At 41.0% G+C, this 23743-nt stretch carries 24 protein-coding genes and 1 pseudogene; 11 read left to right on the forward strand and 14 right to left on the reverse strand.

Annotated elements, in window-relative coordinates; translation table 11 throughout:
• Positions 1 to 109: 109 nt before the first annotated feature.
• The 3 genes and pseudogenes from H6G77_RS17460 to H6G77_RS17470 form a co-directional block, all read right to left on the reverse strand.
• Positions 110 to 538, reverse strand: a pseudogene (locus H6G77_RS17460) (GDP-mannose 4,6-dehydratase); the annotation flags it as partial.
• 430 nt (positions 539 to 968) lie between these two features.
• On the reverse strand, positions 969 to 1727 hold the full coding sequence (locus H6G77_RS17465; protein WP_190588597.1) for a sugar transferase: 759 nt from the start codon (positions 1725 to 1727) through the stop codon (positions 969 to 971).
• A gap of 113 nt (positions 1728 to 1840) precedes the next feature.
• On the reverse strand, positions 1841 to 2983 hold the full coding sequence (locus H6G77_RS17470; protein WP_190588476.1) for a glycosyltransferase: 1143 nt from the start codon (positions 2981 to 2983) through the stop codon (positions 1841 to 1843).
• Between the two features lie 315 nt (positions 2984 to 3298).
• Here H6G77_RS17470 and H6G77_RS17475 point away from each other — a divergent pair, with 315 nt between their 5' ends.
• Positions 3299 to 4231 carry an NAD-dependent epimerase/dehydratase family protein gene (locus tag H6G77_RS17475; RefSeq protein ID WP_190872235.1) on the forward strand — a complete coding sequence of 311 codons (933 nt, stop codon included), beginning with the start codon at positions 3299 to 3301 and terminating at the stop codon, positions 4229 to 4231.
• Between the two features lie 4 nt (positions 4232 to 4235).
• On the opposite strand, the gene H6G77_RS17480 is transcribed toward H6G77_RS17475, so the two are convergent.
• On the reverse strand, positions 4236 to 4961 hold the full coding sequence (locus H6G77_RS17480; RefSeq protein WP_190872236.1) for a Uma2 family endonuclease: 726 nt from the start codon (positions 4959 to 4961) through the stop codon (positions 4236 to 4238).
• Between the two features lie 95 nt (positions 4962 to 5056).
• On the opposite strand from H6G77_RS17480, the gene rfbB reads away from it, so the two are divergent.
• Positions 5057 to 6130, forward strand: coding sequence for a dTDP-glucose 4,6-dehydratase (rfbB, locus tag H6G77_RS17485; protein ID WP_190872237.1), 1074 nt, complete (start codon positions 5057 to 5059; stop codon positions 6128 to 6130).
• A gap of 135 nt (positions 6131 to 6265) precedes the next feature.
• Here rfbB and pgsA read toward each other — a convergent pair whose 3' ends face one another.
• Positions 6266 to 6778: a CDP-diacylglycerol--glycerol-3-phosphate 3-phosphatidyltransferase gene (gene pgsA, locus H6G77_RS17490; RefSeq protein WP_190872238.1), complete on the reverse strand. Its 513-nt coding sequence runs from the start codon at positions 6776 to 6778 to the stop codon at positions 6266 to 6268.
• Positions 6779 to 6798: 20 nt separating this feature from the next.
• Entirely contained in the window at positions 6799 to 7362 is a 564-nt protein-coding gene (locus H6G77_RS17495; protein WP_190872239.1) for a Uma2 family endonuclease, read from the reverse strand.
• A gap of 137 nt (positions 7363 to 7499) precedes the next feature.
• Between H6G77_RS17495 and H6G77_RS17500 the strand changes: the two genes are divergently transcribed.
• From H6G77_RS17500 to H6G77_RS17525, 6 genes are all read left to right on the forward strand, one after another.
• Entirely contained in the window at positions 7500 to 8918 is a 1419-nt protein-coding gene (locus H6G77_RS17500) for an aspartate ammonia-lyase (protein ID WP_190872240.1), read from the forward strand.
• Positions 8919 to 9079: 161 nt separating this feature from the next.
• Positions 9080 to 9295, forward strand: a complete 216-nt coding sequence (locus H6G77_RS17505) for a hypothetical protein (RefSeq protein WP_190872241.1) — start codon at positions 9080 to 9082, stop codon at positions 9293 to 9295.
• Between the two features lie 2 nt (positions 9296 to 9297).
• A complete protein-coding gene (locus H6G77_RS17510) occupies positions 9298 to 9729 on the forward strand; it encodes a PIN domain-containing protein (protein WP_190872242.1) in 432 nt (143 codons plus the stop codon).
• Positions 9730 to 9883: 154 nt separating this feature from the next.
• Complete coding sequence (locus tag H6G77_RS17515) at positions 9884 to 10855, forward strand: DUF362 domain-containing protein (protein ID WP_190872243.1); 972 nt, start codon at positions 9884 to 9886, stop codon at positions 10853 to 10855.
• A gap of 847 nt (positions 10856 to 11702) precedes the next feature.
• Positions 11703 to 11894, forward strand: coding sequence for a hypothetical protein (locus H6G77_RS17520; protein WP_190588466.1), 192 nt, complete (start codon positions 11703 to 11705; stop codon positions 11892 to 11894).
• 473 nt (positions 11895 to 12367) lie between these two features.
• Complete coding sequence (locus tag H6G77_RS17525; RefSeq protein WP_190588465.1) at positions 12368 to 12736, forward strand: KGG domain-containing protein; 369 nt, start codon at positions 12368 to 12370, stop codon at positions 12734 to 12736.
• 302 nt (positions 12737 to 13038) lie between these two features.
• On the opposite strand, the gene H6G77_RS17530 is transcribed toward H6G77_RS17525, so the two are convergent.
• The 4 genes from H6G77_RS17530 to H6G77_RS17545 all read right to left on the reverse strand — a co-directional run bounded on the left by H6G77_RS17530 (position 13039) and on the right by H6G77_RS17545 (position 15656).
• The gene (locus tag H6G77_RS17530; protein WP_190670606.1) at positions 13039 to 13290 is read right to left on the reverse strand and encodes a hypothetical protein; all 252 of its coding nucleotides are present in this window, start codon (positions 13288 to 13290) and stop codon (positions 13039 to 13041) included.
• 392 nt (positions 13291 to 13682) lie between these two features.
• Positions 13683 to 14366, reverse strand: coding sequence for a hypothetical protein (locus tag H6G77_RS17535; protein WP_190872244.1), 684 nt, complete (start codon positions 14364 to 14366; stop codon positions 13683 to 13685).
• A 117-nt stretch (positions 14367 to 14483) separates the two neighbouring features.
• Entirely contained in the window at positions 14484 to 15239 is a 756-nt protein-coding gene (locus H6G77_RS17540) for an intradiol ring-cleavage dioxygenase (protein ID WP_190872245.1), read from the reverse strand.
• A gap of 141 nt (positions 15240 to 15380) precedes the next feature.
• Positions 15381 to 15656: a hypothetical protein gene (locus tag H6G77_RS17545; RefSeq protein ID WP_190872246.1), complete on the reverse strand. Its 276-nt coding sequence runs from the start codon at positions 15654 to 15656 to the stop codon at positions 15381 to 15383.
• Positions 15657 to 15989: 333 nt separating this feature from the next.
• Here H6G77_RS17545 and H6G77_RS17550 point away from each other — a divergent pair, with 333 nt between their 5' ends.
• Together H6G77_RS17550 and H6G77_RS17555 are read left to right on the forward strand one after the other, a co-directional pair.
• Positions 15990 to 16673 (forward strand): winged helix-turn-helix domain-containing protein, encoded by a 684-nt coding sequence (locus tag H6G77_RS17550; protein WP_190588461.1) that lies wholly within the window; start codon positions 15990 to 15992, stop codon positions 16671 to 16673.
• On the forward strand, positions 16670 to 18124 hold the full coding sequence (locus tag H6G77_RS17555; protein ID WP_190872247.1) for an ATP-binding protein: 1455 nt from the start codon (positions 16670 to 16672) through the stop codon (positions 18122 to 18124). The genes H6G77_RS17550 and H6G77_RS17555 overlap by 4 nt, the downstream gene beginning before the upstream one ends.
• A gap of 74 nt (positions 18125 to 18198) precedes the next feature.
• On the opposite strand, the gene glcD is transcribed toward H6G77_RS17555, so the two are convergent.
• A complete protein-coding gene (gene glcD / locus H6G77_RS17560) occupies positions 18199 to 19671 on the reverse strand; it encodes a glycolate oxidase subunit GlcD (protein ID WP_190588596.1) in 1473 nt (490 codons plus the stop codon).
• 261 nt (positions 19672 to 19932) lie between these two features.
• Entirely contained in the window at positions 19933 to 20997 is a 1065-nt protein-coding gene (locus H6G77_RS17565) for a TrkA family potassium uptake protein (RefSeq protein ID WP_277877227.1), read from the reverse strand.
• A 151-nt stretch (positions 20998 to 21148) separates the two neighbouring features.
• Here H6G77_RS17565 and H6G77_RS17570 point away from each other — a divergent pair, with 151 nt between their 5' ends.
• Entirely contained in the window at positions 21149 to 22426 is a 1278-nt protein-coding gene (locus H6G77_RS17570) for an aspartate aminotransferase family protein (RefSeq protein ID WP_190872248.1), read from the forward strand.
• A 134-nt stretch (positions 22427 to 22560) separates the two neighbouring features.
• Here H6G77_RS17570 and H6G77_RS17575 read toward each other — a convergent pair whose 3' ends face one another.
• Positions 22561 to 23118: a glutathione S-transferase family protein gene (locus tag H6G77_RS17575; protein WP_190588458.1), complete on the reverse strand. Its 558-nt coding sequence runs from the start codon at positions 23116 to 23118 to the stop codon at positions 22561 to 22563.
• Between the two features lie 13 nt (positions 23119 to 23131).
• Positions 23132 to 23596 carry a hypothetical protein gene (locus tag H6G77_RS17580; protein WP_190588457.1) on the reverse strand — a complete coding sequence of 155 codons (465 nt, stop codon included), beginning with the start codon at positions 23594 to 23596 and terminating at the stop codon, positions 23132 to 23134.
• Between the last annotated feature and the right edge of the window lie 147 nt (positions 23597 to 23743).

The raw sequence follows: 23743 nt of genomic DNA on the forward strand, positions 1-23743 counted from the left end.
CCCCTGTCAATCCTGCGGATTGAATTAGTTGTTGGTCAATTCGTCGCCGCCCAAAAATTCATCCCACACTGCCCTTTGGGTCAGATGTGGGGCTTCTTTTTGTTTAAGCTAAACCATACATTTCCGAAGAACCAGCTTGATAGAAACGGACTTCTGTACCAGTGCGTCGTTGATAATCTCGAATTGCTTCCAATAGACGCAGAGTACCCATACCCACTGCATCAACGGTATACTCTGGTGAATCAAAGCTCACCCGAACATGAGATTGTGCGCCTAGATTATATATTTCGGTTGGCTGAACTTCTTCTAAAATTCGTCGCAGCGTTGTACCATCTGTCAAGTCACCGTAGTGAAGAAACAACCGCACACCCTCTTTGTGGGGATCTTCGTAAATATGATCAATGCGGTCTGTGTTGAAGGTAGAAGTCCGACGAATAATTCCATGAACTTCATAACCTTGCTCTAACAAAAATTCACTCAGATATGAACCATCTTGACCGGTAATACCAGTAATCAACGCTCGCTTAGTTTGCACCATGCTCAATTATCCCTTGTTATTTTTGATCTGTAGAGTTTCAGTCCAACTGATACAACCTAGCAGCAAATGGCTAAATTGCCTAATGGGAAACTTACGGGTCTTAATTGATAGCAGAATTTTGCCGTAAACAAATATACTTAATTAAGAATTACTTAACAAGCTGAACTTGAGTAGGTTAACTCAATGAATAGATAGAATTTCAGTGATGTTGCGGAATTTTTACAAAAACTTTATATAATCTTGGCTTTTGTTAAGTGGAAATTAATTAAAAATTTAGAGAGATTGATCAAACAGAATTCAATATTCAGGATTCAGAAGTCAGAATTTAAAAGCAATTTATAATGCTTGATGGCGAATAATTTGGATGAATTTTGCCATATTCTGACCCCTGAACTCTGATAATGTCGCTACGAGCAATGTTGATTTTGACTTAATAAGCGCCGTTATTTTTAGGCATAATCACCACATTAATCGTTTTCAGAATTATCCACAAGTCAAGCCAGAAATTTCTAAATTTGACATAGTGTAAGTCTATTTGCACTCGTCTGGGGTAAGGAATATCATTACGCCCAGAAACTTGCCATAATCCAGTAATTCCTGGTCGGATTGTTAATACTTGCCCTATGTGATGACCATATTTTGGTAATTCTTCGGCTACCAGGGGGCGCGGCCCGACGACGCTCATATCTCCTTTTAAAACATTCCAAAATTGGGGAAATTCGTCCAAGCTGGTAATGCGAAGAAATTTACCGATTGTGGTAATTCTTGGGTCATGTTTCAGCTTAAAACTACTTTCAAATTCCTGTCGCAATTGGGGCGATGTTTCCATCATCTGCACAAGCATTTCGTCGGCATTGCTCACCATTGTGCGGAATTTAATACAATTGAAGCGCCTATAGTTTTTACCTACCCGTTCTTGGACGTAAAAAATGGGGCCTTCTGAGCTGAAAGCAATCAGCAAGGCCAAAATCAAGTAAAGGGGAAAAAACAAAATCAGTACTGACAGCGAAAACCCGATGTCGAATAGTCGCTTAACGAACTCTCCGTTTAAAGCCTGAGCAGACGACACTTTGGGTTTTACCCTGGGTGTCTTGGTTTTTTTGCTACGTTTTAAGAAAGTACGCCTAGACGAGCTAGCGTCTTGCCGTAGGCTTCGCTTGCCGGAGAGGAGTGAGCTCTGGGCAGTCATCATACTCCTTAATAATCCACACCACACATAGTCCCAATCTTAAAGCCAAAATGAGGTGCTTCTGGAGGGAAGTTCCAAAAGCATACACAATTTCCGTACACAAATTTCAACCATTACGCTAAGTATGGTCTGGTTTTGTGGCACTGGTTGATGAAATCTAGATAACGCTGTGCAAAAATTTGCGGTGAAAACTGATCAGCGTGCGATCGCAAATACTCAGGATTGATGACATTGCGATACACTTCAAATTGTTCTACTGCTGCTGTTAATGCCGCTACTGTTTGCTCTGGAAAAAAGATCCCAGTTCCTTGCTCCTTGTGCGATCGCACATCCCGGACTGTTTCTAATGCACCGCCCGCCCCATAAGCAATTACTGGTGTACCGCAAGCTTGTGCTTCTACTAAGGCAATGCCAAAATCTTCACAAGCAGCATAGACAAATGCCCTGGCTTGAGCCATATATTTTTTGACTACATCATCAGGCTGCCACCCCAGTATTTTGATGTTAGGTTTGGCTATTTGGCGAATTTTTTCCATTTCTGAACCTGTACCAATTATGACCAATGGTAACTGCAATTTATTGAAAGCTTGGACAATTAAAGATACTTGCTTATAGCTAACTAAACGGGAAACAGTCAAGTAAAAATTTTCTTTCTGGAGAAAAAGCGGAAATGCTTCCACATTTACAGGTGGATAAATCACTGCGGCTTCTCGTCGATAACAACGCCAAATTCGTCTAGCTGTATGCTGGGAATTGGCAATAAAGTAATCAACACGATTGGCACTTAAGACATCCCAATGGCGTAGCTGATGCAGTAGATACTTGGTTAGCCACCCTGGTAAACCACTGCCAAGCTTACTTTGACGCAGATAGTCAAAAGTCAAATCCCAGGCATAACGCATAGGGCTGTGACAGTAGCAGATATGCAACTGATCAGGTGTAGTTAAAACTCCTTTTGCTACAGCATGAGAAGAAGACAAAATCACGTCATATTGCCGCAAATCCAGTTGTTCAATTGCTAAGGGTAACAAAGGCAAATATTTCTGCACTCCGTTACGCGCTAAGGGAAAATGCTGAAGAAACGTTGTACCAATTTGGCGTTTGTACAAGTAACTTTCAGGATTGCTGGATTCAAAGTCAATCAACGCATATAAATCGGCATTAACATGGTTCAGAATTTCTTGTACGACTAATTCTGAACCACCGGTGGCTTTGGGTGTTAACCACTCATGAACCAGAGCATATTTCAAGGGCACAGTAACTTGAGTAGATGGAAAATACAGTCAGACAAATTGTGAGGAAGCGCCCCAGATTTAACCCCAGACGGAATTCTGCCGCAAGTGGTTCCAGAGGGATACAGCAACCTGATAACCTCTAAGGGGGAGTAGGGAGTAGGGAGTGGGGAGTAGGGGCTAGGGACTAGGGGCTAGGGACTAGGGGCTAGGGATTTGTATCAAAGATATTTAAGTAATCTTATGTATCTAACCCTCTAGCCTCTAACCCCTAACCTCTAGCCTCTCACCTCTAACCCCTAGCCCCTAGCCCCTCCATTAGACATAAAAGGGGAATTTATGCGAATTTTAATTATGGGTGGCACTAGGTTCATTGGTGTTTACCTAACTGAAATACTTTTAAAGCAAGGGCATGAGGTGGTACTGTTCAATCGTGGCAATCGTCCGGTACCATCCAAGGTAGGACAGATTATAGGCGATCGCACGGATGCAGCCCAACTGAAAGAAAAGCTGTCACAAGAGAATTTTGACATCATTTTCGACAATAATGGTCGAGAATTAAGTGATACTCAGCCATTGGCAGAAATTTTCCAAGGTAGAGTGCAGCAGTTTGTTTATATGAGTTCGGCAGGGGTTTATCTTAAATCTGACCAATTACCCCATGTTGAAGGCGATGCTATTGACCCCAAGAGTCGCCATAAGGGTAAACACGAAACGGAAGCTTACTTGGCTCAAAAAGGCTTACCGTTTACTTCGATTCGCCCAACGTATATTTACGGGCCGAGTAATTACAACGATTTAGAAAGCTGGTTTTTTGATAGAATTGTGCGCGATCGCCCAATACCAATTCCGGGTAATGGTCTACATATTACCCAGTTTGGTCACGTAAAAGATTTGGCAACGGCAATGTCTTTGGTGATTGGCAATCAAAAAGCGATTGGGCAGATTTATAATATTTCAGGCGATCGCTTTGTGACTTTTAATGGTTTAGCCCGTGCTTGTGCTGTAGCTGCTGGTAAATCACCTGATGCAATTAAAATAGTTCACTACGACCCGAAAAAGTTTGATTTTGGCAAGCGTAAAGCTTTCCCGATGCGCCTTCAACATTTCTTCGCATCAGTACAAAAAGCCCACACAGAATTAAATTGGCAGCCCGAATATGATTTAATTTCTGGGTTAACAGATTCTTTAAAAAATGATTATCTAGCCAATGGACGGGATCAGAAGGAAGTAGATTTCTCTGTAGACGAAGAAATTTTACAAGCCGTGTAGCGATTTATATTTGGTTGGGGTCAATTCCCAACTCTCGTAACTTTGCGGCTAATCGTTCAGCCCTCTGGCTTTCCTGCTCCACGGGAGTAGGAATCCAATTTCCATCTGCATTATACCAACGTAACCATAACCGCTCAATTCCTTGATAAGAGCCTTGCCAAAGTCCTAAACCCAACTGTAAACTCGGCATCCAAATTCTTGGCGTAGTTAAATTCATTTCGCTGTAGCGCCCTGCAATTATTTGGAAAGCTTGTAATTTATCAGTGTAGCGGTCAAAGACAATGTAATAAGGGACTCGCAAAATTCGTTCGTAAACTTCCCATTTTGTTGGCGGTTGGTTAACTTCTCGCAGAGTTTGTCCCAAATCTTCTTTTTCTGTTCCTGGAGATAGTAATTCAACTACTACAAAAGGTGCAATACCTTCTTGCCAAATCACATAACTTAAACGTAAATCTTTTTGTTCGTAGAGACGAGAACCACCTACAACCGCAAACCAATCTGGGAGCTTGTACCATAGTGGATGCTGAGTATCATAGTAGAGGTTTAAGTCACTAGCAGTAAATATTTCGTCTGTTCGATAGTTTGGTGGAGAAAATGTCTCGCGTAGCAGTTGGGGTTGGAAAATATGAAATTCTTCAGGCAAGCCAGGTTCCTTGGGATCTTCACTCTTGAGATCATACATCGTAGGTAGAGATTCTTTCGCAGGTCGAGGCGGGTCTGTTTGATACATAAGGAACATCCAGATGATAAGCTAATTATTGGTTTTTGCTCGTGTTAGCTTAAATTATTCGATTATTTTTTGAATTTTATTATAGATTAAATTGTATGCAGACAGTATTAGTAACAGGTGGAGCCGGATTTATTGGGGCTAACTTTATTCTTTTAGCTCGGCAGAATCATTGGTTTAATATAATTAATTTAGATAAATTAACTTACGCTAGTAATTTAGAAAATTTAGCCCTACTCCAAGCTGACCCAAATTACCATTTTGTACAAGGAGATATTGCTAACGTTGAATTAGTGAGTTATTTACTAGATAAATATCAACCAAATGCAATTATTAACTTTGCTGCCGAAACTCATGTTGACCGTTCTATATTCAGCCCCCAAACTTTTATTCAAACAAATGTAGTCGGTACATTTAATTTATTGGAAACAACTCGGTTTTATTGGCAGAAACTATCACCGCAAAATCAGCAGCAATTTCGTTTCTTACACGTATCTACAGATGAAGTATACGGCTCATTAAGCACAAAAGAACCAGCCTTTAGAGAAGATACACCTTATGCGCCAAATAGTCCTTATGCAGCATCTAAAGCTGCATCTGATCATTTTGTCCGAGCTTACTATCATACCTACGGTTTGCCTAATTTAACTACAAATTGTTCTAATAACTATGGGCCAAGCCAATTTCCCGAAAAGTTAATTCCTTTGACTATTCTAAATGCTTTAGATGGTAAGCCTTTACCTATATATGGTGATGGACAGAACATTCGAGATTGGCTTTATGTCATCGACCATTGTGAAGCTATCTATCTGGTTTTGCAAAAGGGGACAATTGGTGAAACTTATAATATTGGAGGACTAAATGAACAAACAAATTTAACAGTAGTAGAAAAAATTTGTACCATTCTTGATGAATTAGCACCAAAATCTGGTTTGAGACATTCATCTTTGATGACTTTTGTTCCAGACCGACCTGGACATGATAGAAGATATGCAATTGATTGCAATAAAATCATTAGTGAATTAGGTTGGAAACCAAAAGAAAACTTTGATAGTGGATTACTAAAAACAGTGCAATGGTATTTAGATAATTCCAATTGGGTCAATCAAGTACGTTCAGGTGCTTACCAAAACTGGTTAAAACAAAACTACGAAAATCGCCAAGCCAAATGAAAGGTTTAATTGTAGCTGGTGGCTAAGGAAATAAATGGCAAAGTAAGTAAATTTGCTAAAAGATTTACGGGGTTAAGTTATCTGAATATGAATTGAGATTGAAAGATACTTCACCTCTCCTTGCGTTAACTTTGCTTATGCCTCAGCTTTTGTTGGTAAAAGATAAATTAACCCTGATATTAAAGTTAAAGTCACAGAAATCCAAAAGGCGATTAATGCAGGAGTTTGCCATGCTGATGGTAACGGTGCAATCAAAAATGCGATCGCTACTATTTGACTCACAGTCTTCAGCTTACCCCAAATATTTGCCCCCGAAATTTTTGTTTGATTAACTCGCCAACCTGCGATCGCTAATTCTCGCGCTAAAATCAAAAACACTCCCCACGCTGGAACTTTCCCCAACTCAATTAACACCATCAACGGCGCAAGTACCAAAAATTTATCTACCAAAGGATCTAAAAACTTACCCAAATCACTAATTTGGTTGAGTTTCCGCGCTAAATAGCCATCTAACCAGTCAGTTAACGCCGCCACAAGAAAAATTGCTAAACATATCCATCTAGCCTGCGGTGTTGGGTTGTACAAACCATAAAGCAGAAATGGGACACCAAGAAGGCGAGAAAAAGTAATCCAATTAGGTAAAGTCATGATTTAGGTTGAGAAATTATTTATAATTTTAACCAACCAAATAATTGCCCCAATGTCAAATTTAAATCACTGACTAAATCAGGAACTGGCAATATATCTTGTTCGTTTTCTAAATATATGATTTGCTGGTGAGGCGGATAAACTAAAACACAATGTTCCTCTGGGTCAATTAACCAACCCAAGCTCGTACCATGATTTAAACAATGTAAAATGTTTTTGGTAACTTTGGTTGTACTTTGTTCAGGAGAGAGGATTTCAATTGTCCAATCTGGGTATGTATTAAAAACATTGGCGATATTGCCTTTTTCATCTACAGGAATCCGATTCCAAGCAAATACCGCGACATCTGGAACTGTGGAACGTCCACCAAAAGTACAGCGTAATTCTGGAAAAGCTAGGGCAGTTTTTTTGGGTTCTGTTACATGATTAATCGCATTAGGTAATTGCAACTGAAGTCTACTATGTTTACCTTGAGGCATAGGTTTTTGAATTATTTCACCATCGATATATTCACTTACTGGTTTAGTTTCTGGTAATTGTAAAAATTCCTCTAAAGAGATCCGGCGAGTTGGTGTTTTAATCATAATATTTACCTGCGCGTGTTTAAACTTAGGTTAACTTAAATAAATTGATTTGAGTTTGGAAGATTGTACATAGTAAAAAGGGCGTGAGTGCCATTTACGTGGCATGATCTGTATTTCGAGATCATCCAGACAATACTATGACTGACAATATAAATTTTCGCATTGAGCGCGACTCAATGGGCGATCGCCAAATTCCTAGTAATGTTTATTACGGCATTCAAACTCTACGGGCTACAGAAAATTTCCCAATCAGTGGTTTAAAGCCTTTACATACTTACGTAGATGCTTGCTTACTCATTAAAAAAGCTACTGCAATTGTTAACGGTGAATTAGACTGCATTTCCCCAGAGATTAGTCAAGCCATTGTTAAAGCCACCGATGAAATCTTGGCGGGACAATTACGCGACCAATTTGTGGTAGATGTTTATCAAGCTGGTGCGGGAACTTCCCACCACATGAATGTTAACGAAGTCTTAGCAAATCGGGCGTTAGAAATTCTCGGTGATGAAAAAGGTAATTACAAAAAAGTTAATCCTAACGACCATGTTAACTACGGACAATCTACCAATGATGTCATCCCAACAGCCATTCGCATTGGTGGTTTATTAGCACTGACTCATACATTACACCCAGCCTTAGAAAAAGCGATCGCCGCCTTAGAAAGCAAAGCGGTAGAATTTCAAGATATCGTCAAATCTGGCAGAACCCACATGCAAGACGCTGTACCTGTGCGTTTGGGTGATACCTTTGCAGCTTGGGCGCAAATCCTCACAGACCATCAAAACCGCATCTATACTGCATCTGGAGATTTGATGGTGCTGGGTTTGGGTGGTAGTGCGTCGGGTACGGGGATGAATACCCATCCTTTGTATCGCGCCCGTGTGGTGGAAATTCTCTCAGAATTGCTGAATATGCCTTTAGAACCTGCGCCGCAGTTAATGGCAGCTATGCAGAGTATGGCACCATTTGTCAATGTTTCTGGGGCTTTACGCAACTTAGCCCAGGATTTAGTTAAAATATCCCACGATTTGCGGTTGATGGACTCCGGGCCGAAAACTGGCTTGAAGGAAATTCAACTTCCTCCAGTCCAACCAGGTTCCTCAATTATGCCAGGGAAATATAACCCAGTCATGGCAGAGATGACATCGATGGTGTGTTTTCAGGTGATGGGTTACGATAGTGCGATCGCTCTTGCCGCCCAAGCCGGACAATTAGAATTGAATGTGATGATGCCGTTAATTGCCTATAACCTGATTCACAGCATCGAAATTCTCGGTAATACCATCGCGGTGCTGACAGAACGCTGCATTCAAAATATTACCGCTAACCGCGATCGCTGTTTAGCCTACGCCGAAGGTAGTTTAGCTTTAGTCACCGCACTCAACACTCACATTGGCTATCTCAATGCTGCGGAAGTCGCCAAAGAATCATTAGCAACTGGTAAATCCTTGCGACAGATTGTTTTAGAAAAAGGACTAATGACAGAAGCGGAATTAGCTGAAGTGTTAAATCTAGAACAGATGAGTAGCATTGTACCCTTGAGGAAAGAATCTTAATCAGATTTCTGAACTGCAAGTAGGGTGGGCATTTTCAGCAAAACCTTTAATTAATACAGAATCTAGTAGTTAATGCCCACCTGACACATAGCTGATTTTTTTAAAAATAGAATAGAATATAAAGCAGAATAACATATATCAATATATAACGGAATTGAGAAATGTTTAATGCAGTAGAATTTCAAGCAAAAATCCAAAATGGTTTAATTCAAATTCCTGATGAGTATAAACAAGAAATCAGTGAAGGCGATGATATTAAAGTTATTCTTTTGGTCAAGAAAAAAATCTTACAAACACAAGACATAATTGATGAATTGACTGAAAATCCCGTTCAAGTCAATGGTATACTCAGCCGTGAGGAAATTTATAGTCGCTAGTTATGACTGCTGTTCCATCTTTTATTGATACAAATGTTTGGCTATATCGTTTATTTGATGATCAAAAAATAGAAGTAGCAGAAAGAGACAGAAAGCGGAATATTGCGATTTCAATTACATCAAATGAAGGAATAATTATCAGTACGCAGGTTATCAATGAAGTTTCTGCTAATTTACTGAAAAAAGCAGCTTTTAATGAAGAACAAATTAAAGCAGTGATTCAATCACTTTACCTTCGCTGCACTGTAATAGAGTTTAACTTGAATATTTTTGAATCGGCATCAGATATTCGTAGGCGATATAATTTTTCTTTTTGGGATGGATTAATTGTTGCTTGTGCGTTGTCTGCAAGAGCCAGTATTCTCTATTCCGAAGATATGCAGGATGGATTGATAATAGCTGATCAATTAGAAATTGTGAATCCATTTAAATAAAATTAGAAATGTGAATCATCAACCTCATTTCCAGATTTTCAGACGATAGGAGTGATAAATGCTGATTTTAAGCTCCCTGTGGAGAAAATTTAATATCATGTAATGTGTTATTCAATATTCATAGCTATTCCATCCTTCACGCAATTATTTACCTATGCAGACATACAAATCATCAGTTGGCTTAATCAGGGCGACATCTTACGAAAGCGACGCTTTACGGGAATCCTTAACCACTGTGCTAGAACCCCTGGGAGGAATCGCAGCTTTTGTCAAACCAGGACAAAAGGTATTACTCAAGCCAAATCTCCTCACAGGCGCACGTCCGACGAAAGAATGTACTACTCGTCCAGAACTGGTTTATGAAGTTGCCAAAATGGTTATTGAAGCTGGTGGTAAACCATTTTTAGGCGACAGTCCGGCTTTTGGGAGTGCGAAGGGAGTCGCCATTGCTAATGGTTATCAATCTTTTATCCAAGAACTCAATCTTCCCATCGTCGAATTTCATGGACAGCGTTACCACACAGTCAGCGAGAATTTCAACCACTTGCTACTGTGTAAAGAGGCGATGGAAGCGGATGTAGTTATTAATTTGCCCAAAGTTAAATCACACATGCAATTAACTGTAACCTTGGGTGTGAAAAATTTATTTGGTTGCGTTCCCGGTAAAATGAAAGCTTGGTGGCACATGGAAGCCGGGAAAGATGCTAACCGATTTGGGGAAATGTTAGTAGAAACAGCGAAAACAATCAACCCCGATTTAACTATTTTAGATGGCATTATTGGTCATGAAGGTAATGGCCCTAGTGGTGGAGAACCTCGGAATTTAGGAATTTTAGCCGCCGCATCAGATGTATTTGCTTTAGATAGGGCGATGTTAGAAATTCTCAATGTTTCACCCCAGCAAGTTCCGACTGTTGCTGCTTCCCAAAGGTTGGGGGTTTGTCCCGAACTAGATGAAATTGAATTTCCTCTGTTACATCCTGATTTATTACAAATCTCAGATTGGCGCTTACCTGATAAGTTAATGCCAATAGATTTTGCTATGCCCCGTGTGATCAAATCTACGTTTAAACATCTTTACATTCGATTTATCAAAGAACCGATGAATACATATAGCAGAGGATAGTTTAAATGGGCAATTTTAGAAAATAAGTAACTGCAAAGTCAGCTACAGCAACCACTAACTTCAGAGATTAAGCTTTAATTACCCTCCGATTGCTTAACCAGACAACCGCCACTATCATTTATTGGCGGTTTTTTATTTGTCATCAAAATTTAATTATTTGTTAACAAAGATATATCCAACTTCTTCAAGAAGTCGGGTATCTGAAAACTTTATTCTCAAAGTATTTGTACTCTACCTATGTATAGATTGACAAACCAAAATTAATGTTACATAACACTAATATAGTTAATTAACAAGTTATTTTTTCATGCGATCGCTGAATTTACTCTTGCTCACTATGCTGATTTAGAGCGTATTTTTATCCAATCATTTACTAATGATAGGGTTACGTGTGAGGCTGAGTTTGATAATCAAAAGTATCAAAGTCTTCAGTAAGATTTCGGTAGACATTGCTTATGAGTAAAATCATCTAAATCTGTGAAACCAACCTATCTAGAGTATTTTCAGATGTTATAATTCCAACAATTGCTTTAAGATAAGTTATCAATTTATATCAACACAACAGAAAAAATGTAGTCTTTGATGCAATTTATTAACCTATGCTTAACCAAAAGTTGGCAAATCTTTGCAAGGAATCGTAACATATTATTCACTTAGATAATTCCGAAATGTTTTTCTGTAACTTTGTATCAATCTTGTCGGAGATAAAATTATTGTTATGACACCTGCCAAACTGGTTCAATTTTGTGACTGCTACACAGTAGTCAGTAAAAAATCGTTAAAATGGCATCAAGACTCTCTCCGAGAGATAAAACTTATCAAGTGAGTTGAAAAATTTCAAATTTGTATGAATTCAAATAGTCAGTCTGCAAACACTACCGATACATATTCCCATCGTTTGGCAGACTTTGTGGGAACTGCGATCGCACTGTTAACCTTAACCCTACCTTTATTTGTCATCGCCCATTATTCCTCTAATGATGTAGCCCCAAATAATCAACAATCCCTGACATATCAGCTGCAAAAACACTCAGAATAATTCCCAGCCCACATTAGTTAATTACATTTATGGCATTCAGAAAAAGCGTCACTAGTTTTTCTAGTGGCGCTTTTTCTACTCGAAACTGACGATAAACACACAAAATCAAGAGTTTGGGAAAATGTTCAATATCATATCCCGCAAATCAGTTATGATTCAATACATCTGTGTAGAAAGACAAAACTCTTTCTCCCCCTGCTCCCTGCGGTTTTTCTGATAAGTCTTTTACCGGACATGAACTGTTCACAACCTCTACCCCAGTCTTAATACTGTGTATGAATCCTGAGTTACACAAAAAGATATAAAGCCGCGTTGAGGTTATATATCTGAAGTTGGGGTTTAGTCTGGCATGATTCTCTCCTACGGCCAATGAAAGCTGCTTTTTATATAGCTAAATTGAGAACGTGAATCAGCTAAAAGTTTTTACTGACTATAAAAGTCAAAAACTATAGTTCATGACCAGGAGCAATATTATGTCAGATACAAGTAAACGTGGCTTTGCTTCTATGGATGAAGATAAGCAACGAGAAATCGCCAGCAAGGGTGGACACGCTGCTCATGAAAAAGGTACAGCTCACGAATTTACCCCTGAAGAAGCGCGTGAAGCTGGACGTAAAGGAGGCGAAACCGTCAGTAAAGATAGAGAACACATGGCTGAAATTGGTCGTGAAGGTGGAAAACAATCTCACGGTGGCGGTCGCAAAAAACAAAAAGAGGACGCTGACGATATTGAAGATTCCGACGATACGGAATCAAAAGGTACTCCAGGCGGGAGTAAAGAGCAACACGCTGAAGCTGGCCGCCAAAGTCACAAGAACACCAATCAGGAGAAGGATAAATAGTCGGAATTTACGTCTGTTGACACGGGTGTAGGGGCTTCGCCGTGAGCCTCAGCCGAACGGTGTAAAGGTTTTTAGGACTTACGCATAAAAACGAAAAATTAAGGGTTTTGGCGAGGGTGTACTTATTCAAAATCCTTACACCCCAAACCCTTTCACCCTTACACCCAATCTCCACAGATAATCTTTGTGCGTAAGTCCTGATTTGGCTAAAAGCCTAGCTATATAAGCAGCATCAGATGTGTTAGTGAGCAGATAAAAGATGTAGCTGAATTATAGGGTGTAGTAAAAAGCCAAATATTGCGTTAACTGAGTGCATCTTTAACGCCTATCCAACCAGTAATTTTTTTGTATGTGCTGACATAACTTGTAACAGGAAGATTTTCTCGCAATTCAGGTTTAGTAAGTATTTTTTCTCTGATAACTTCTGCTAATAAACTAGGACGCTGACAACTTAAGACAGGCATATCTTGCCAACAGTGGCGGCAAAACCAAGTGATTTCCGAACCACGTACATGTTGTAAAAGTACTTCCGAACAGCAAGGACAGTAATTCATATTTTTCTACAAGTAATTGATATAAAGGGGTTTTAAAATGAAGGCAGTCACTTGCTTGAAATTTTGTCATTCAAATAACTGTCTATATCTACGAGGATAGTTATGAAATATAAGAAAGTTGTGGAGAAAATAATATTAATCAATCATTCGTAATATTTATACAATCTAGCTTAAGTAATAACCTCAGATTTTTATGAATAAAGATTACAATTCTCAGATATAGTGATCTGCTTTGATTGTTGAAATTATCTGTAAAGGTTGGGAATAGGGAGTAAGGAGTAGGAAAGAGTTTTTTAACTACGTCCTATTTTTCTGAAAAAACGGCGATAGAGTCTGTTCTATTTTTGAAGAACAAACTCTATCGCCGTATGGTGGCAATTAATTTTCTTGCCCTATCTTCTTGTCTCAGAACGATTTTCTTCAGGAGGATTAGCAGGAACGCCCAAAGCCTCTTTTAACTTTTGTTCACTGACACCTAATTTCTGGGCGGCGGCGGCAAAGTCGGGGCGGGGTGGGCGTTGTCCTTGACCTTGACCTTCGCTGGGAGGATTAGCAGGAACACCCAAAGCTTCCTTTAATTTTTGTTCACTGACACCTAACTTCTGGGCGGCGGCGGCAAAGTCGGGGCGGGGTGGGCGCTGATTGAAATCACCTTGACCTTGACCTTGCCCTTGTCCTTTACCTTGACGTTGGCCTTGACCTTGACCGGGAGGATTAGCAGGAACGCCCAAAGCCTCTTTTAATTTTTGTTCGCTAACACCTAACTTCTGGGCGGCGGCGGCAAAATCGGGACGGGGCGGGCGTTGCCCTTGCCCTTGACCTTGACTAGGAGGATTAGCAGGAACACCTAAAGCTTCTTTTAATTTTTGTTCACTGACACCTAACTTCTGGGCGGCGGCGGCAAAGTCGGGGCGGGGTGGGCGTTGTCCTTCTGGTGGTTGGTCGGAAGGTTGTGAGGAAGCTTGAGCAATTTTAGACGCTGGATTAGCGGCATTGACTTGATTTAAGGAAATGACACCGAATGTACCAGCGAGAATGGAAATTGTAGCTACGACTGCGGCTGTGTTGAGTTTCATAATTATCCTCTAGAAAGTTCAGTTGTTGATGTTTTTTATTTAACAGAGTAAAAATTACAGTTCGCTCTGGTTGTGGATTACATTTTTGTAATTTTTGTGCATAGTATTTTGCAGAAATTACGTCATTTGCAGTCCAACATCAAAGGAGGCGGTGTAACCTTTTCCATTGGTGTTCAGCTTGAGTAACATTTGTTCGCCACCATATTGGAAAATTCCGTCATCAGCGTTCTTGATGATGCGCTGTCCTTTGCTGGCGTAGGGTGCTTGGGTGTAAATGCGATCGCTCATCACATCGTCAAAATATAATTGCGATGTAAACTCATATTTCTCTTGTGTACGCACCTTCAAGTGGATATGTACAGTTCTGCCTTCGTACCAACCAGGGTAAATGGTTGTGAACTGGACATTTCCCTGCGCGTCGGTGACTTGATAACCACGCAAAAACTTTTTGCCCACAGTATTAAAACTTTGGTCTGCCACGTCAGAATAAACACCCAACGCATCACAGTGCCAAATATCGACAATTGCACCTGCAACGGGTGTACAGCCAGTACTGCCAACCTGAGAAATGTGCAGTGTTAATTGCAGAGGTACACCTGCTTTGATTGCACCATCAGCAGGATAAATGCGAATATCAGAACGATTGAGTTTCTCATCCACAAAATACGGCCCTTCGGTTTGCTGTGGACTAAGAACACAACCCGGTGATGTTGCAGTCTTGACTGTAGATGATACTGGAACAACAGCACTGATTTGTTCTTGTGTAGAAGCAGATTTTCTTGGTAGACAACCGACGACAAATATTGCAGTTCCGGCTGCTCTAAATAAACCCAGTGCCTCTCTGCGATTTAATAGACGATTTTTGGTATTCATAAACTTTAATAGGACTTACACACAAAGATTGTCTGTGGAAACTGGGTGATGGGGTGTAAGGGTTTGAGATACATACACCCCTACAGGAAAGTCAAAAGTTATCTTTCTTTTGACTTTTGACTTTTAACTTTTGACTTGATTCTACCCCCGTAATCTCACTCTTTGGTTATTCTTTTCACTATTTAATTCTTGCTGAGAATTTGTGTTTTGACGATTACTTTGAGGGAGATTCTTTTTTGCTTGTGGACGGACTTGGCGACGTTTAACTTGTGGTTTTTTATTTGTTCTTGGCTGTTCTTTAATATCTTGATTACGCAGAGAAGGAGCATCAGCATTTGCTTGATTAGTTCCTACAAAGCCAAATGTTCCAATCATCAAAGGAATTACTGCTATAACTAATAATCTACGAATATTCATTAAAATTAACCTCAAAACTTGCTGTAGCTGATATTTATGATTAAGCCACCCCAAAATGACAGATAGCTTATTTTCTTGATTACATTTTTGTAATTTGCTAAATTCTGAAGATTTGAGATAATATATGACTCAATATTTGATTTCTGAAAAAAAATCAGTACACCGAGAGCAGGCTTCTTTCCTACTCCCTACTCCCCATTCCCTACTCCCTACCTACACAACTAGATTCAGGAATCAAACCTTATTCCTATAGTGATATAAATTACAGATTTGTAATTTTAGTCACAAGAGGACAAATCTATAATGAAATCATCATTGAATTAGAGAAGACTTGTGAACGTTCTGTTTGTCGAAGATGAAGCAAAAATTGCGAACTTCGTCCGGGCTGGACTGAAGGAGCAAGGATTTGTCGTAGATTATTGCGACAACGGTGATGAAGGATATCTGCGAGCAATGGATAATGAATACGATGCCATTATTCTGGACATTATGGTGCCAGGAAAAGATGGACTGTCGATTCTCAAACAACTGCGGCGAGAAGGGCGGAATGCGCCGGTAATTTTGTTAACAGCGCGTAATGAATTAGACGATCGCCTGGCAGGGTTAAACTTGGGAGCCGATGATTACATTGCTAAACCTTTTTTTGTGGAAGAATTAGCGGCGCGGATTCATGCGGTGGTGCGTCGGAGTGTGGGCGATCGCCAAAATTTACTAACAGTTGGCTCAATCAAACTCGATCGCATCACGCGGGAAGTCACTTGCAATCAACGCGCCATCGAACTTACTAGCCGCGAATTTAATCTACTGGAATATCTGATGCGTTCTCCCGGAAGAGTTTTTACCCGTACCCAAATCTTAGAACATATTTGGGGTTACGATTTTAACCCTAATACCAATGTTGTGGATGTGTGTATTCAGCGCATTCGCAAAAAAATTGAACCGATTGATGAAACAAATTGGATTGAAAGTATTCGCGGCGTTGGCTATCGGTTTCGCAAACCAGAGAATCAATCGTGAAACATCTGCGATCGTTTCGACTCCGAATTGCGTTGTTATCTGCGGCTTTAGCCGGCACTACCTTAGTCGGTTTTGGTGCAATATCCTGGTTTCAGATTTACAATGCCAAAATTAGCCGCTTAGATGCCGAACTATTAAATCAGTTAATCCGCGCCAATCGTCCCCCAGAACCAGGAAAAGCACCTCTGCGCCCAGAATTTTTACCTGCTGGCTTGGGTACAAATACCAAGATTCCCGTCGCTTTACTGGTGCTGGATGCTGAGGGTAAAACAGTCTACGAATTTAACTCTTTATCGGCGGATACTGGGGTGAAAAATCTTTTGGTGAAGCGTTTAGAGTTAGCACCTGCGCCGCCAGATGTTCCCCCACAAAGAAGACCTGTCATTTTCGGTGCAAATCAGCCAGGACAACCACCACCGCGCCCAACTCCCCCAGAATTTGTTACAGAAAAAACCGCGAAAGAAACTTGGCGAATTGGTGCGTTGAAGTTTCCTAATTCTCAGGTGGCGGTTGCTGTTAGCTTACAACCCGTGAACCAAGAAATGGCAAGTATCCGCTATATTTTCTTGGTGTTAATTCCAGGGGCTTTACTGCTGGTGGCGGCTGGGGCTTGGTTTGTTTCTGGTGGGGCGTTACGTCCGATTCACGAGTTAACGGGCGTAATTCAACGGGTAACAGTGCAAGGGTTAGATCAGCGCATTCCCAGTGAGACAACAGATTTAGAATTTGTAGAACTGATTCAGGTGTTTAACCAAATGTTAGAACGTCTGGAACGCAGTTTTACTCAAGCTTCCCGCTTTAGTGCTGATGCAGCCCATGAACTGAAAACTCCATTAACTATTTTGCAAGGTGAATTAGAGCGATCGCTCCAACAAGTTGAACCAGGAAGTGATGTACAGCAGCGTTTAACTAATTTATTAGATGAAGTGCATCGTTTAAGTACAATTATGCGAAAACTCTTACTGTTGTCTTTGGCAGATGCAGGCAAAATGGGCTTGTATTTGGTGGATGTCAATATGTCTGAGTTGTTATCAGAGATGATTGAAGATGTGGAATTGCTGGCTCCTCAGTTGAATGTGCAAACTGATATTCCTGATCATTTGCAGGTAAAAGGCGATCGCGATTTACTTATGCAAGTCATACAAAATCTCCTGAGTAATGCAATTAAATATAATTTTGCTGATGGCTGGATTAAAATTCAGGCACGTCAAACCCAAAAAACTCTCACAATCACCGTCACTAATTCATCAAAAGATATTTTACCCAGCGATCGCGATCGGCTGTTTGAACGCTTTTATCGTGGTGATCCAGCCCGTACCCGAAAAGTAGAGGGTATTGGATTGGGACTCAGCCTCGCCCGTGAAATTGTCCGGGCGCACCGTGGCGAACTAGCCCTCAATTCTTCAACTTCTGGTCAAACAGGGTTTATTCTCACTTTACCAATTGCATAATCTTGAATAGGAATTTTCCTTGAAATCATCTGAATTATGAGTCATTTTGCCATTTTTGCCCAAATTTTTGTATCCTAATATCTGTCCACGCCTTCAAGCTGCTTGTGATTCATCGCCTGTGCAGCTTCGCCACAGGTGCGGGGTGTGGGGAAAATTTTGTCGGGGTTGGCTAAACCTTGGGGATTAAATACTTGTCTTACCCATTGCATTGTTTCTAAATCGATGCTGCTAAACATTTCTGGCATATAACATTTTTTATCGGAACCAATGCCATGTTCACCAGAGAGACTACCACCAACTTTTACACAAAGCTTGAGAATTTCTCCGCCTAATTCTTCAACTTTTTCTAATGCACCAGGGACAGAATTATCATAAAGCACTAAGGGGTGGAGATTGCCATCACCAGCATGAAAGACGTTAGCAATTTTATATCCAAATTTTTGACTTAAATTTTCAATTTCTTGCAAAACATAAGGCAATTGTGTACGGGGAATCACACCATCTTGTACATAATAATCGGGGCTTAAATGTCCAGCCGCAGCAAAGGCAGCTTTTCTGCCTTTCCACAATTTTAAGCGGGTTTCTGGGTCAGTAGCGGCAGTGACATTCCGCGCTCCATTTTGTTGACAAATTTCAGTAATTCTTTGTTTTAAAACTGCGACTTCGACTTCTAAACCATCAATTTCCACTAGCAAAATAGCCGTCGCATCTCGCGGATAACAATTAGTTGCGACAACATCTTCAACAGCATTGATGCTGAGGTTATCCATCATTTCCATCCCACCAGGAATTATCCCGGCGCTGATGATATCAGAAACACTAGCCCCCGCAGCTTCTACACTTGTAAAGTCTGCTAATAATACACAAATTGATTCGGCAGTTTTGAGAATTCTGAGAGTAATTTCTGTGGCGATTCCTAACGTTCCTTCAGAACCAACAAATATACCTGTTAAATCATATCCAGGTGTTTCTGGGATTTGTCCACCTAAATCAACAATTTCTCCTTCTGGGGTGACAATTTTTAAACCTAAAACGTGATTAGTGGTGACACCATATTTTAAACAATGCACTCCACCGGAGTTTTCAGCGACATTCCCGCCAATTGAACAGATAATTTGGCTAGAAGGATCTGGCGCATAATAAAATCCCGCACCGCTAACTGTTTGCGTTACCCAACTATTAATGACTCCTGGCTGTACAACAATGCGTTGGTTGTCTAAATCAACATTGAGGATTTGCCGCATCAAGGAGGTGACAATCAATACAGAATCTTCTAGTGGTAAAGCACCACCAGATAAACCAGTACCGGAACCCCGCGCGATAAAAGGTACAGAATACTGGTTACAGATTTTCACTACTGCCGCGACTTGTTCTGTGGTTCTGGGTAATACAGCCAAAGCCGGACGTTGACGATAGCTAGTCAACCCATCACACTCATACGTAATCAATTCTTCGCGGCGTTGAACTACACCATTTTTACCAAGGACAGCCTCAAATGCTTTGATAATAGGTTGCCAGTTACGTTGTTGTTTATCTTGGGTAAGCATAGGGTTTTCGGTAGATGACTCTGTAGGAGGCAGTGGTTCGGCTTCGCTCACCAACCATGATTCGACTTCGCTCACCAACCATGATTCGGCTTCGCTCACCAACCATGATTCGGCTTCGCTCACCAACCATGATTCGGCTTCGCTCACCAATCAAGTAGGAGTAGGGTTGGGTGAATATTTACTATTGTTGCAAAGATAGCAGTTTAGGGGAAGGAAATAGCGATCGCTCTCCCAAATTGCACCTCTGTCATTTGTCACCAATCACTGATTTTTCGGCTTGCGTAATATGTGCGAACCAATGGGAACCAAAACTTGGTTGAGACTGCGTAACTGTTCGGCTGTCCCCATACAAATTAGGGTATCTCCTGGCATTAAGACAGTATCACCAGTGGGGCCGCCAATCAGATTACCATCAACGCGGCGAATGGCTAAGACTAATGCACCAGTTTGCGATCGCAGTTTGGCTTTTTGCAAGGTTTGTCCGACAAAGGGAGACAAACTCGAATCGAGTAAAAATTCTTCCATATACAACTGCCTGTCTGCACCCGAAAGAATGCCATCTACAAAATCTAATACTTGTGGTCTCAAGGCTGCTGCGGCCATCCGTTTCCCTCCGGTAATGTATGGTGAAATTACGGCATCTGCCCCACCACGCTGTAATTTTTGTAATGCTTCTTCTGTACTAGCGCGAGCGATCGCCCGAATATCTGGATTTAATGTTTTTGCTGATAATACTGTATATAAATTTTCCGCATCCGAAGGTAGGGCGGCAACTATACAAATCGCTCTGTCAATCCCCACATGGAACAGCGTATCATCTAAAGTCGCGTCGCCCTGGTATACGACATAACCTTCCGTCTGCGCTCTCTGCACCGATTCAATCTCGGAATCTATGACTACAAAAGGTACACCTTCTGCCCGAAATTCTCTAGCAATTTGCCGACCAGTGCGACTAAATCCACAAATAATATAATGTTCTGTCAAGGATTCCATTACGCGCCTCTGTTGTCGTAGCCGAATTCCTTCTTGAAAGTAGCCTTCGATGATGGCTTCTGTAAATCGATTGACAATGTAACCAATATTAATTACACCCAATAAAATCAAGGCAATGGTAAACAAGCGTCCACGGCTACCGAGTGGGTGTGTTTCTCCATATCCCACAGTGGCTAGGGTAATCACGGTCATGTAGGCTGAATCTTCCCATGACCAGCCTTCAACTAATTTGTACCACAAAGTGCCAATCAGGAACACGCCGCCAAGAGCGATCGCCCCTGCCATTAGTTCTTTTTGGATACGTTGATACTTTCTCTCAAGAGTGGAATACAAAGTTATCTCTCACCAGTGTTCTTCGTTTAAGGATATTTAAGCGTTAGCCTAAAAGAAATCATGATTTGCGATCAATCACAAGAAATTTTTAACAATTTCGAGGAAACTAGTAAGTGAGTGTAGAATTAAAAATTTTCAGGAGGAGCGGTTAGTGAGCTTACAAACTCTAGTTGAAGAAGCCAGCATCCCCCCAGCATCAGGTTCAGTGTCATCTATTCCTTTTGATTCGGATAGTTTTAACGAAGCCGTGATGTCAACTTATGGTCGGTTTCCTTTAGCCTTAGAAAAAGGTACAGGATGCCGCGTTTGGGATACACAGGGGCGGGAATACCTAGATTTCGTGGCGGGGATTGCCACTTGTACCCTAGGACATGCTCACCCAGCAATGGTTGAAGCTGTGACACGCCAAATTCAAAAGCTGCATCACGTTTCTAATTTGTACTACATTCCCGAACAAGGGGAATTAGCCAAATGGATTATCCAACATTCCTGTGCCGATCGCGTATTTTTCTGTAACTCTGGAGCCGAGGCGAATGAAGCGGCGATTAAATTAGCGCGTAAATATGCCCATACAGTTCTAGAAATAGAAAAGCCTATTATTTTAACGGCGAATGCGAGTTTTCATGGGCGGACTTTAGCAACGATTACCGCCACCGGACAACCCAAGTATCAAAAATACTTTGATCCCTTGGTTCCTGGTTTCCATTACGTACCTTATAACGATATTACTGCTGTCGAAACAGCCATTAGTGAGTTAGATGAAGGTGATTATCGCGTTGCGGCGATTTTATTAGAACCATTGCAAGGTGAAGGCGGCGTACGTCCTGGTGATGTGGCTTACTTCCAAAAACTGCGGCGGATTTGTGATGAAACCGGCATTTTGTTGATTTTTGATGAAGTGCAAGTCGGAATGGGACGCAGTGGTAATTTATGGGGTTATGAACATCTCGGTGTCGAACCCGATATTTTCACCAGCGCCAAAGGTTTGGGCGGCGGAATCCCCATTGGCGCGATGATGAGTAAAAAATTCTGTGATGTTTTTCAGCCAGGAGAACACGCCAGTACCTTTGGTGGGAATCCTTTTGTTTGCGGTGTGGCGCTGAGTGTTTGCCAAACCTTGGAAAAAGAAAATATTTTGCAGAACGTCCGTGAGAGGGGAGAACAGTTACGTACTGGATTAAAAGCGATCGCAGCTAAATATCCCCAGTATATTTCTGATGTGCGGGGTTGGGGCTTAATCAATGGAATGGAGTTAGTTGCTGACATTCCCCTAACTGCTGGTGAAGTTGTCAACGCCGCCATTGCTGAAGGTTTACTACTTGTCCCCGCCGGGCCAAAAGTGGTGCGCTTTGTCCCACCGCTAATTGTCAGCGAGGCAGAAATTGACCAAGCCTTAAAAGTGGTAGATAAAGTGCTGAGTAATGAGTAATGAGTGCTGAGTGCTGAGTGCTGAGTGCTGAGTAATAACTCTTAACTCTAAACAAATTGTATTTGATGTTTTAGCTATGAGTGGGTTGTCTTTTAACTCAGCACTCAGCACTTTCAACTCAGCACTCTTAATTTTTAACTCCTTCCACCAATGCTTTTTTTAAATGCTGGACGTTCAGATATTCGCTTTAGATATGCCAAAATTTCTGGGTAAGCACTGAGGTCGAGTTTCAGCATCATTGGGATGTAAGAGAGAACTGAACCCACCGCTACGTCTGCAACGGTAAATTCATCACCTAGAATGAAGGGTTGTTGTTGAAAAATCTCATTTAGTGGAGTTAACAAGCGGGGTACTTCCCGTTCTCTGGTTGATTCTGTGAAAATTCCTGCCGATAAGGTAGAGTTAGCAAATAACACCCATTGATAAATTTTCGCCCGTTCTTCTGGCGAACCTGGGAACTTACCATACTTTTCATTCAAATACAGCAAAATTGCCCCAGATTCCCAAAGCTGAAAATCACCATCGACTATTGCCGGGACTTTCCCCATCGGGTTAATTTGCAAGTATTCGGGCTGTAAGTGTGCGCCTGCTTGCATATCTAGCTGAACAAACTCATAGGGAAGTTCTAGTTCTTCGAGATACCATTTGGCGATCGCCGCCCGACTAAAGGCACTACCGTAAAGTTTTAGCATAACCACTTGCTATTTAAAGAACCTTATGTGTATGTGAATGCTGTTTCACATTGTCTTCTTTAGTGACAACTCTGGCAGCATTTAACACTCGTTTACGTTCAGTAGAATACTTGAAATCCGTGTAAGTCGCACCCAAAGGAATTAAATTTTTGCTGCTTTCGCTGCGTTTATAAGTCCGCGCTGCTGCAAACACTCTTTGGGCAAATTCTTCACCAAACTGCGCCGAAGCAGGAAAACCTGGGGGTAATAACGGCGTTTCACCTTCCAAAACTGCGCCTATAGTTGTGGCATAAGCCAGTTTATAGGAAGTTGGAATATCGTTTATTAAGGTTTCTAAAGATGCAGAGGGAATTGGTTCTATAACTTCAACTTGATGAACTTCCCCATCTTCTTTAATAAAGCAGGTTGCCAAGCCAATAACAACATAATCATCGGCAGCTAAATCGGCAGTATTTTGATCAGACATTGCGGTTGTCATAAGAAAATTGTCGCAAAACTTTAAAATTGGAAAATGTATAACCAGAGATTAGCAAATGTATAGCAATCCTAAATGATTTATAAACATCTCTCCCTTGTCTACCCTGTCTTCCTTGTCTCCTTGTCTTTGTTGTTCACATATCAACTA

The organism is Aulosira sp. FACHB-615 (assembly GCF_014698045.1).
GTDB lineage: Bacteria > Cyanobacteriota > Cyanobacteriia > Cyanobacteriales > Nostocaceae > Nostoc_B.

What these genes read in the sequence shown, in the direction of transcription:
- H6G77_RS17545 (WP_190872246.1), bottom strand. Translation starts at nt 15,656, where the DNA reads ATGAATATTCGTAGATTATTAGTTATAGCAGTAATTCCTTTGATGATT.
- H6G77_RS17520 (WP_190588466.1), top strand. Translation starts at nt 11,703, where the DNA reads ATGAATTCAAATAGTCAGTCTGCAAACACTACCGATACATATTCCCAT.
- glcD (WP_190588596.1), bottom strand. Translation starts at nt 19,671, where the DNA reads ATGCTTACCCAAGATAAACAACAACGTAACTGGCAACCTATTATCAAA.
- H6G77_RS17495 (WP_190872239.1), bottom strand. Translation starts at nt 7,362, where the DNA reads ATGATTAAAACACCAACTCGCCGGATCTCTTTAGAGGAATTTTTACAA.
- H6G77_RS17500 (WP_190872240.1), top strand. Translation starts at nt 7,500, where the DNA reads ATGACTGACAATATAAATTTTCGCATTGAGCGCGACTCAATGGGCGAT.
- H6G77_RS17580 (WP_190588457.1), bottom strand. Translation starts at nt 23,596, where the DNA reads ATGACAACCGCAATGTCTGATCAAAATACTGCCGATTTAGCTGCCGAT.
- H6G77_RS17515 (WP_190872243.1), top strand. Translation starts at nt 9,884, where the DNA reads ATGCAGACATACAAATCATCAGTTGGCTTAATCAGGGCGACATCTTAC.
- rfbB (WP_190872237.1), top strand. Translation starts at nt 5,057, where the DNA reads ATGCAGACAGTATTAGTAACAGGTGGAGCCGGATTTATTGGGGCTAAC.
- H6G77_RS17575 (WP_190588458.1), bottom strand. Translation starts at nt 23,118, where the DNA reads ATGCTAAAACTTTACGGTAGTGCCTTTAGTCGGGCGGCGATCGCCAAA.
- H6G77_RS17535 (WP_190872244.1), bottom strand. Translation starts at nt 14,366, where the DNA reads ATGAAACTCAACACAGCCGCAGTCGTAGCTACAATTTCCATTCTCGCT.
- H6G77_RS17475 (WP_190872235.1), top strand. Translation starts at nt 3,299, where the DNA reads ATGCGAATTTTAATTATGGGTGGCACTAGGTTCATTGGTGTTTACCTA.
- H6G77_RS17525 (WP_190588465.1), top strand. Translation starts at nt 12,368, where the DNA reads ATGTCAGATACAAGTAAACGTGGCTTTGCTTCTATGGATGAAGATAAG.
- H6G77_RS17480 (WP_190872236.1), bottom strand. Translation starts at nt 4,961, where the DNA reads ATGTATCAAACAGACCCGCCTCGACCTGCGAAAGAATCTCTACCTACG.
- H6G77_RS17510 (WP_190872242.1), top strand. Translation starts at nt 9,298, where the DNA reads ATGACTGCTGTTCCATCTTTTATTGATACAAATGTTTGGCTATATCGT.
- H6G77_RS17505 (WP_190872241.1), top strand. Translation starts at nt 9,080, where the DNA reads ATGTTTAATGCAGTAGAATTTCAAGCAAAAATCCAAAATGGTTTAATT.
- H6G77_RS17465 (WP_190588597.1), bottom strand. Translation starts at nt 1,727, where the DNA reads ATGACTGCCCAGAGCTCACTCCTCTCCGGCAAGCGAAGCCTACGGCAA.
- H6G77_RS17540 (WP_190872245.1), bottom strand. Translation starts at nt 15,239, where the DNA reads ATGAATACCAAAAATCGTCTATTAAATCGCAGAGAGGCACTGGGTTTA.
- pgsA (WP_190872238.1), bottom strand. Translation starts at nt 6,778, where the DNA reads ATGACTTTACCTAATTGGATTACTTTTTCTCGCCTTCTTGGTGTCCCA.
- H6G77_RS17530 (WP_190670606.1), bottom strand. Translation starts at nt 13,290, where the DNA reads ATGAATTACTGTCCTTGCTGTTCGGAAGTACTTTTACAACATGTACGT.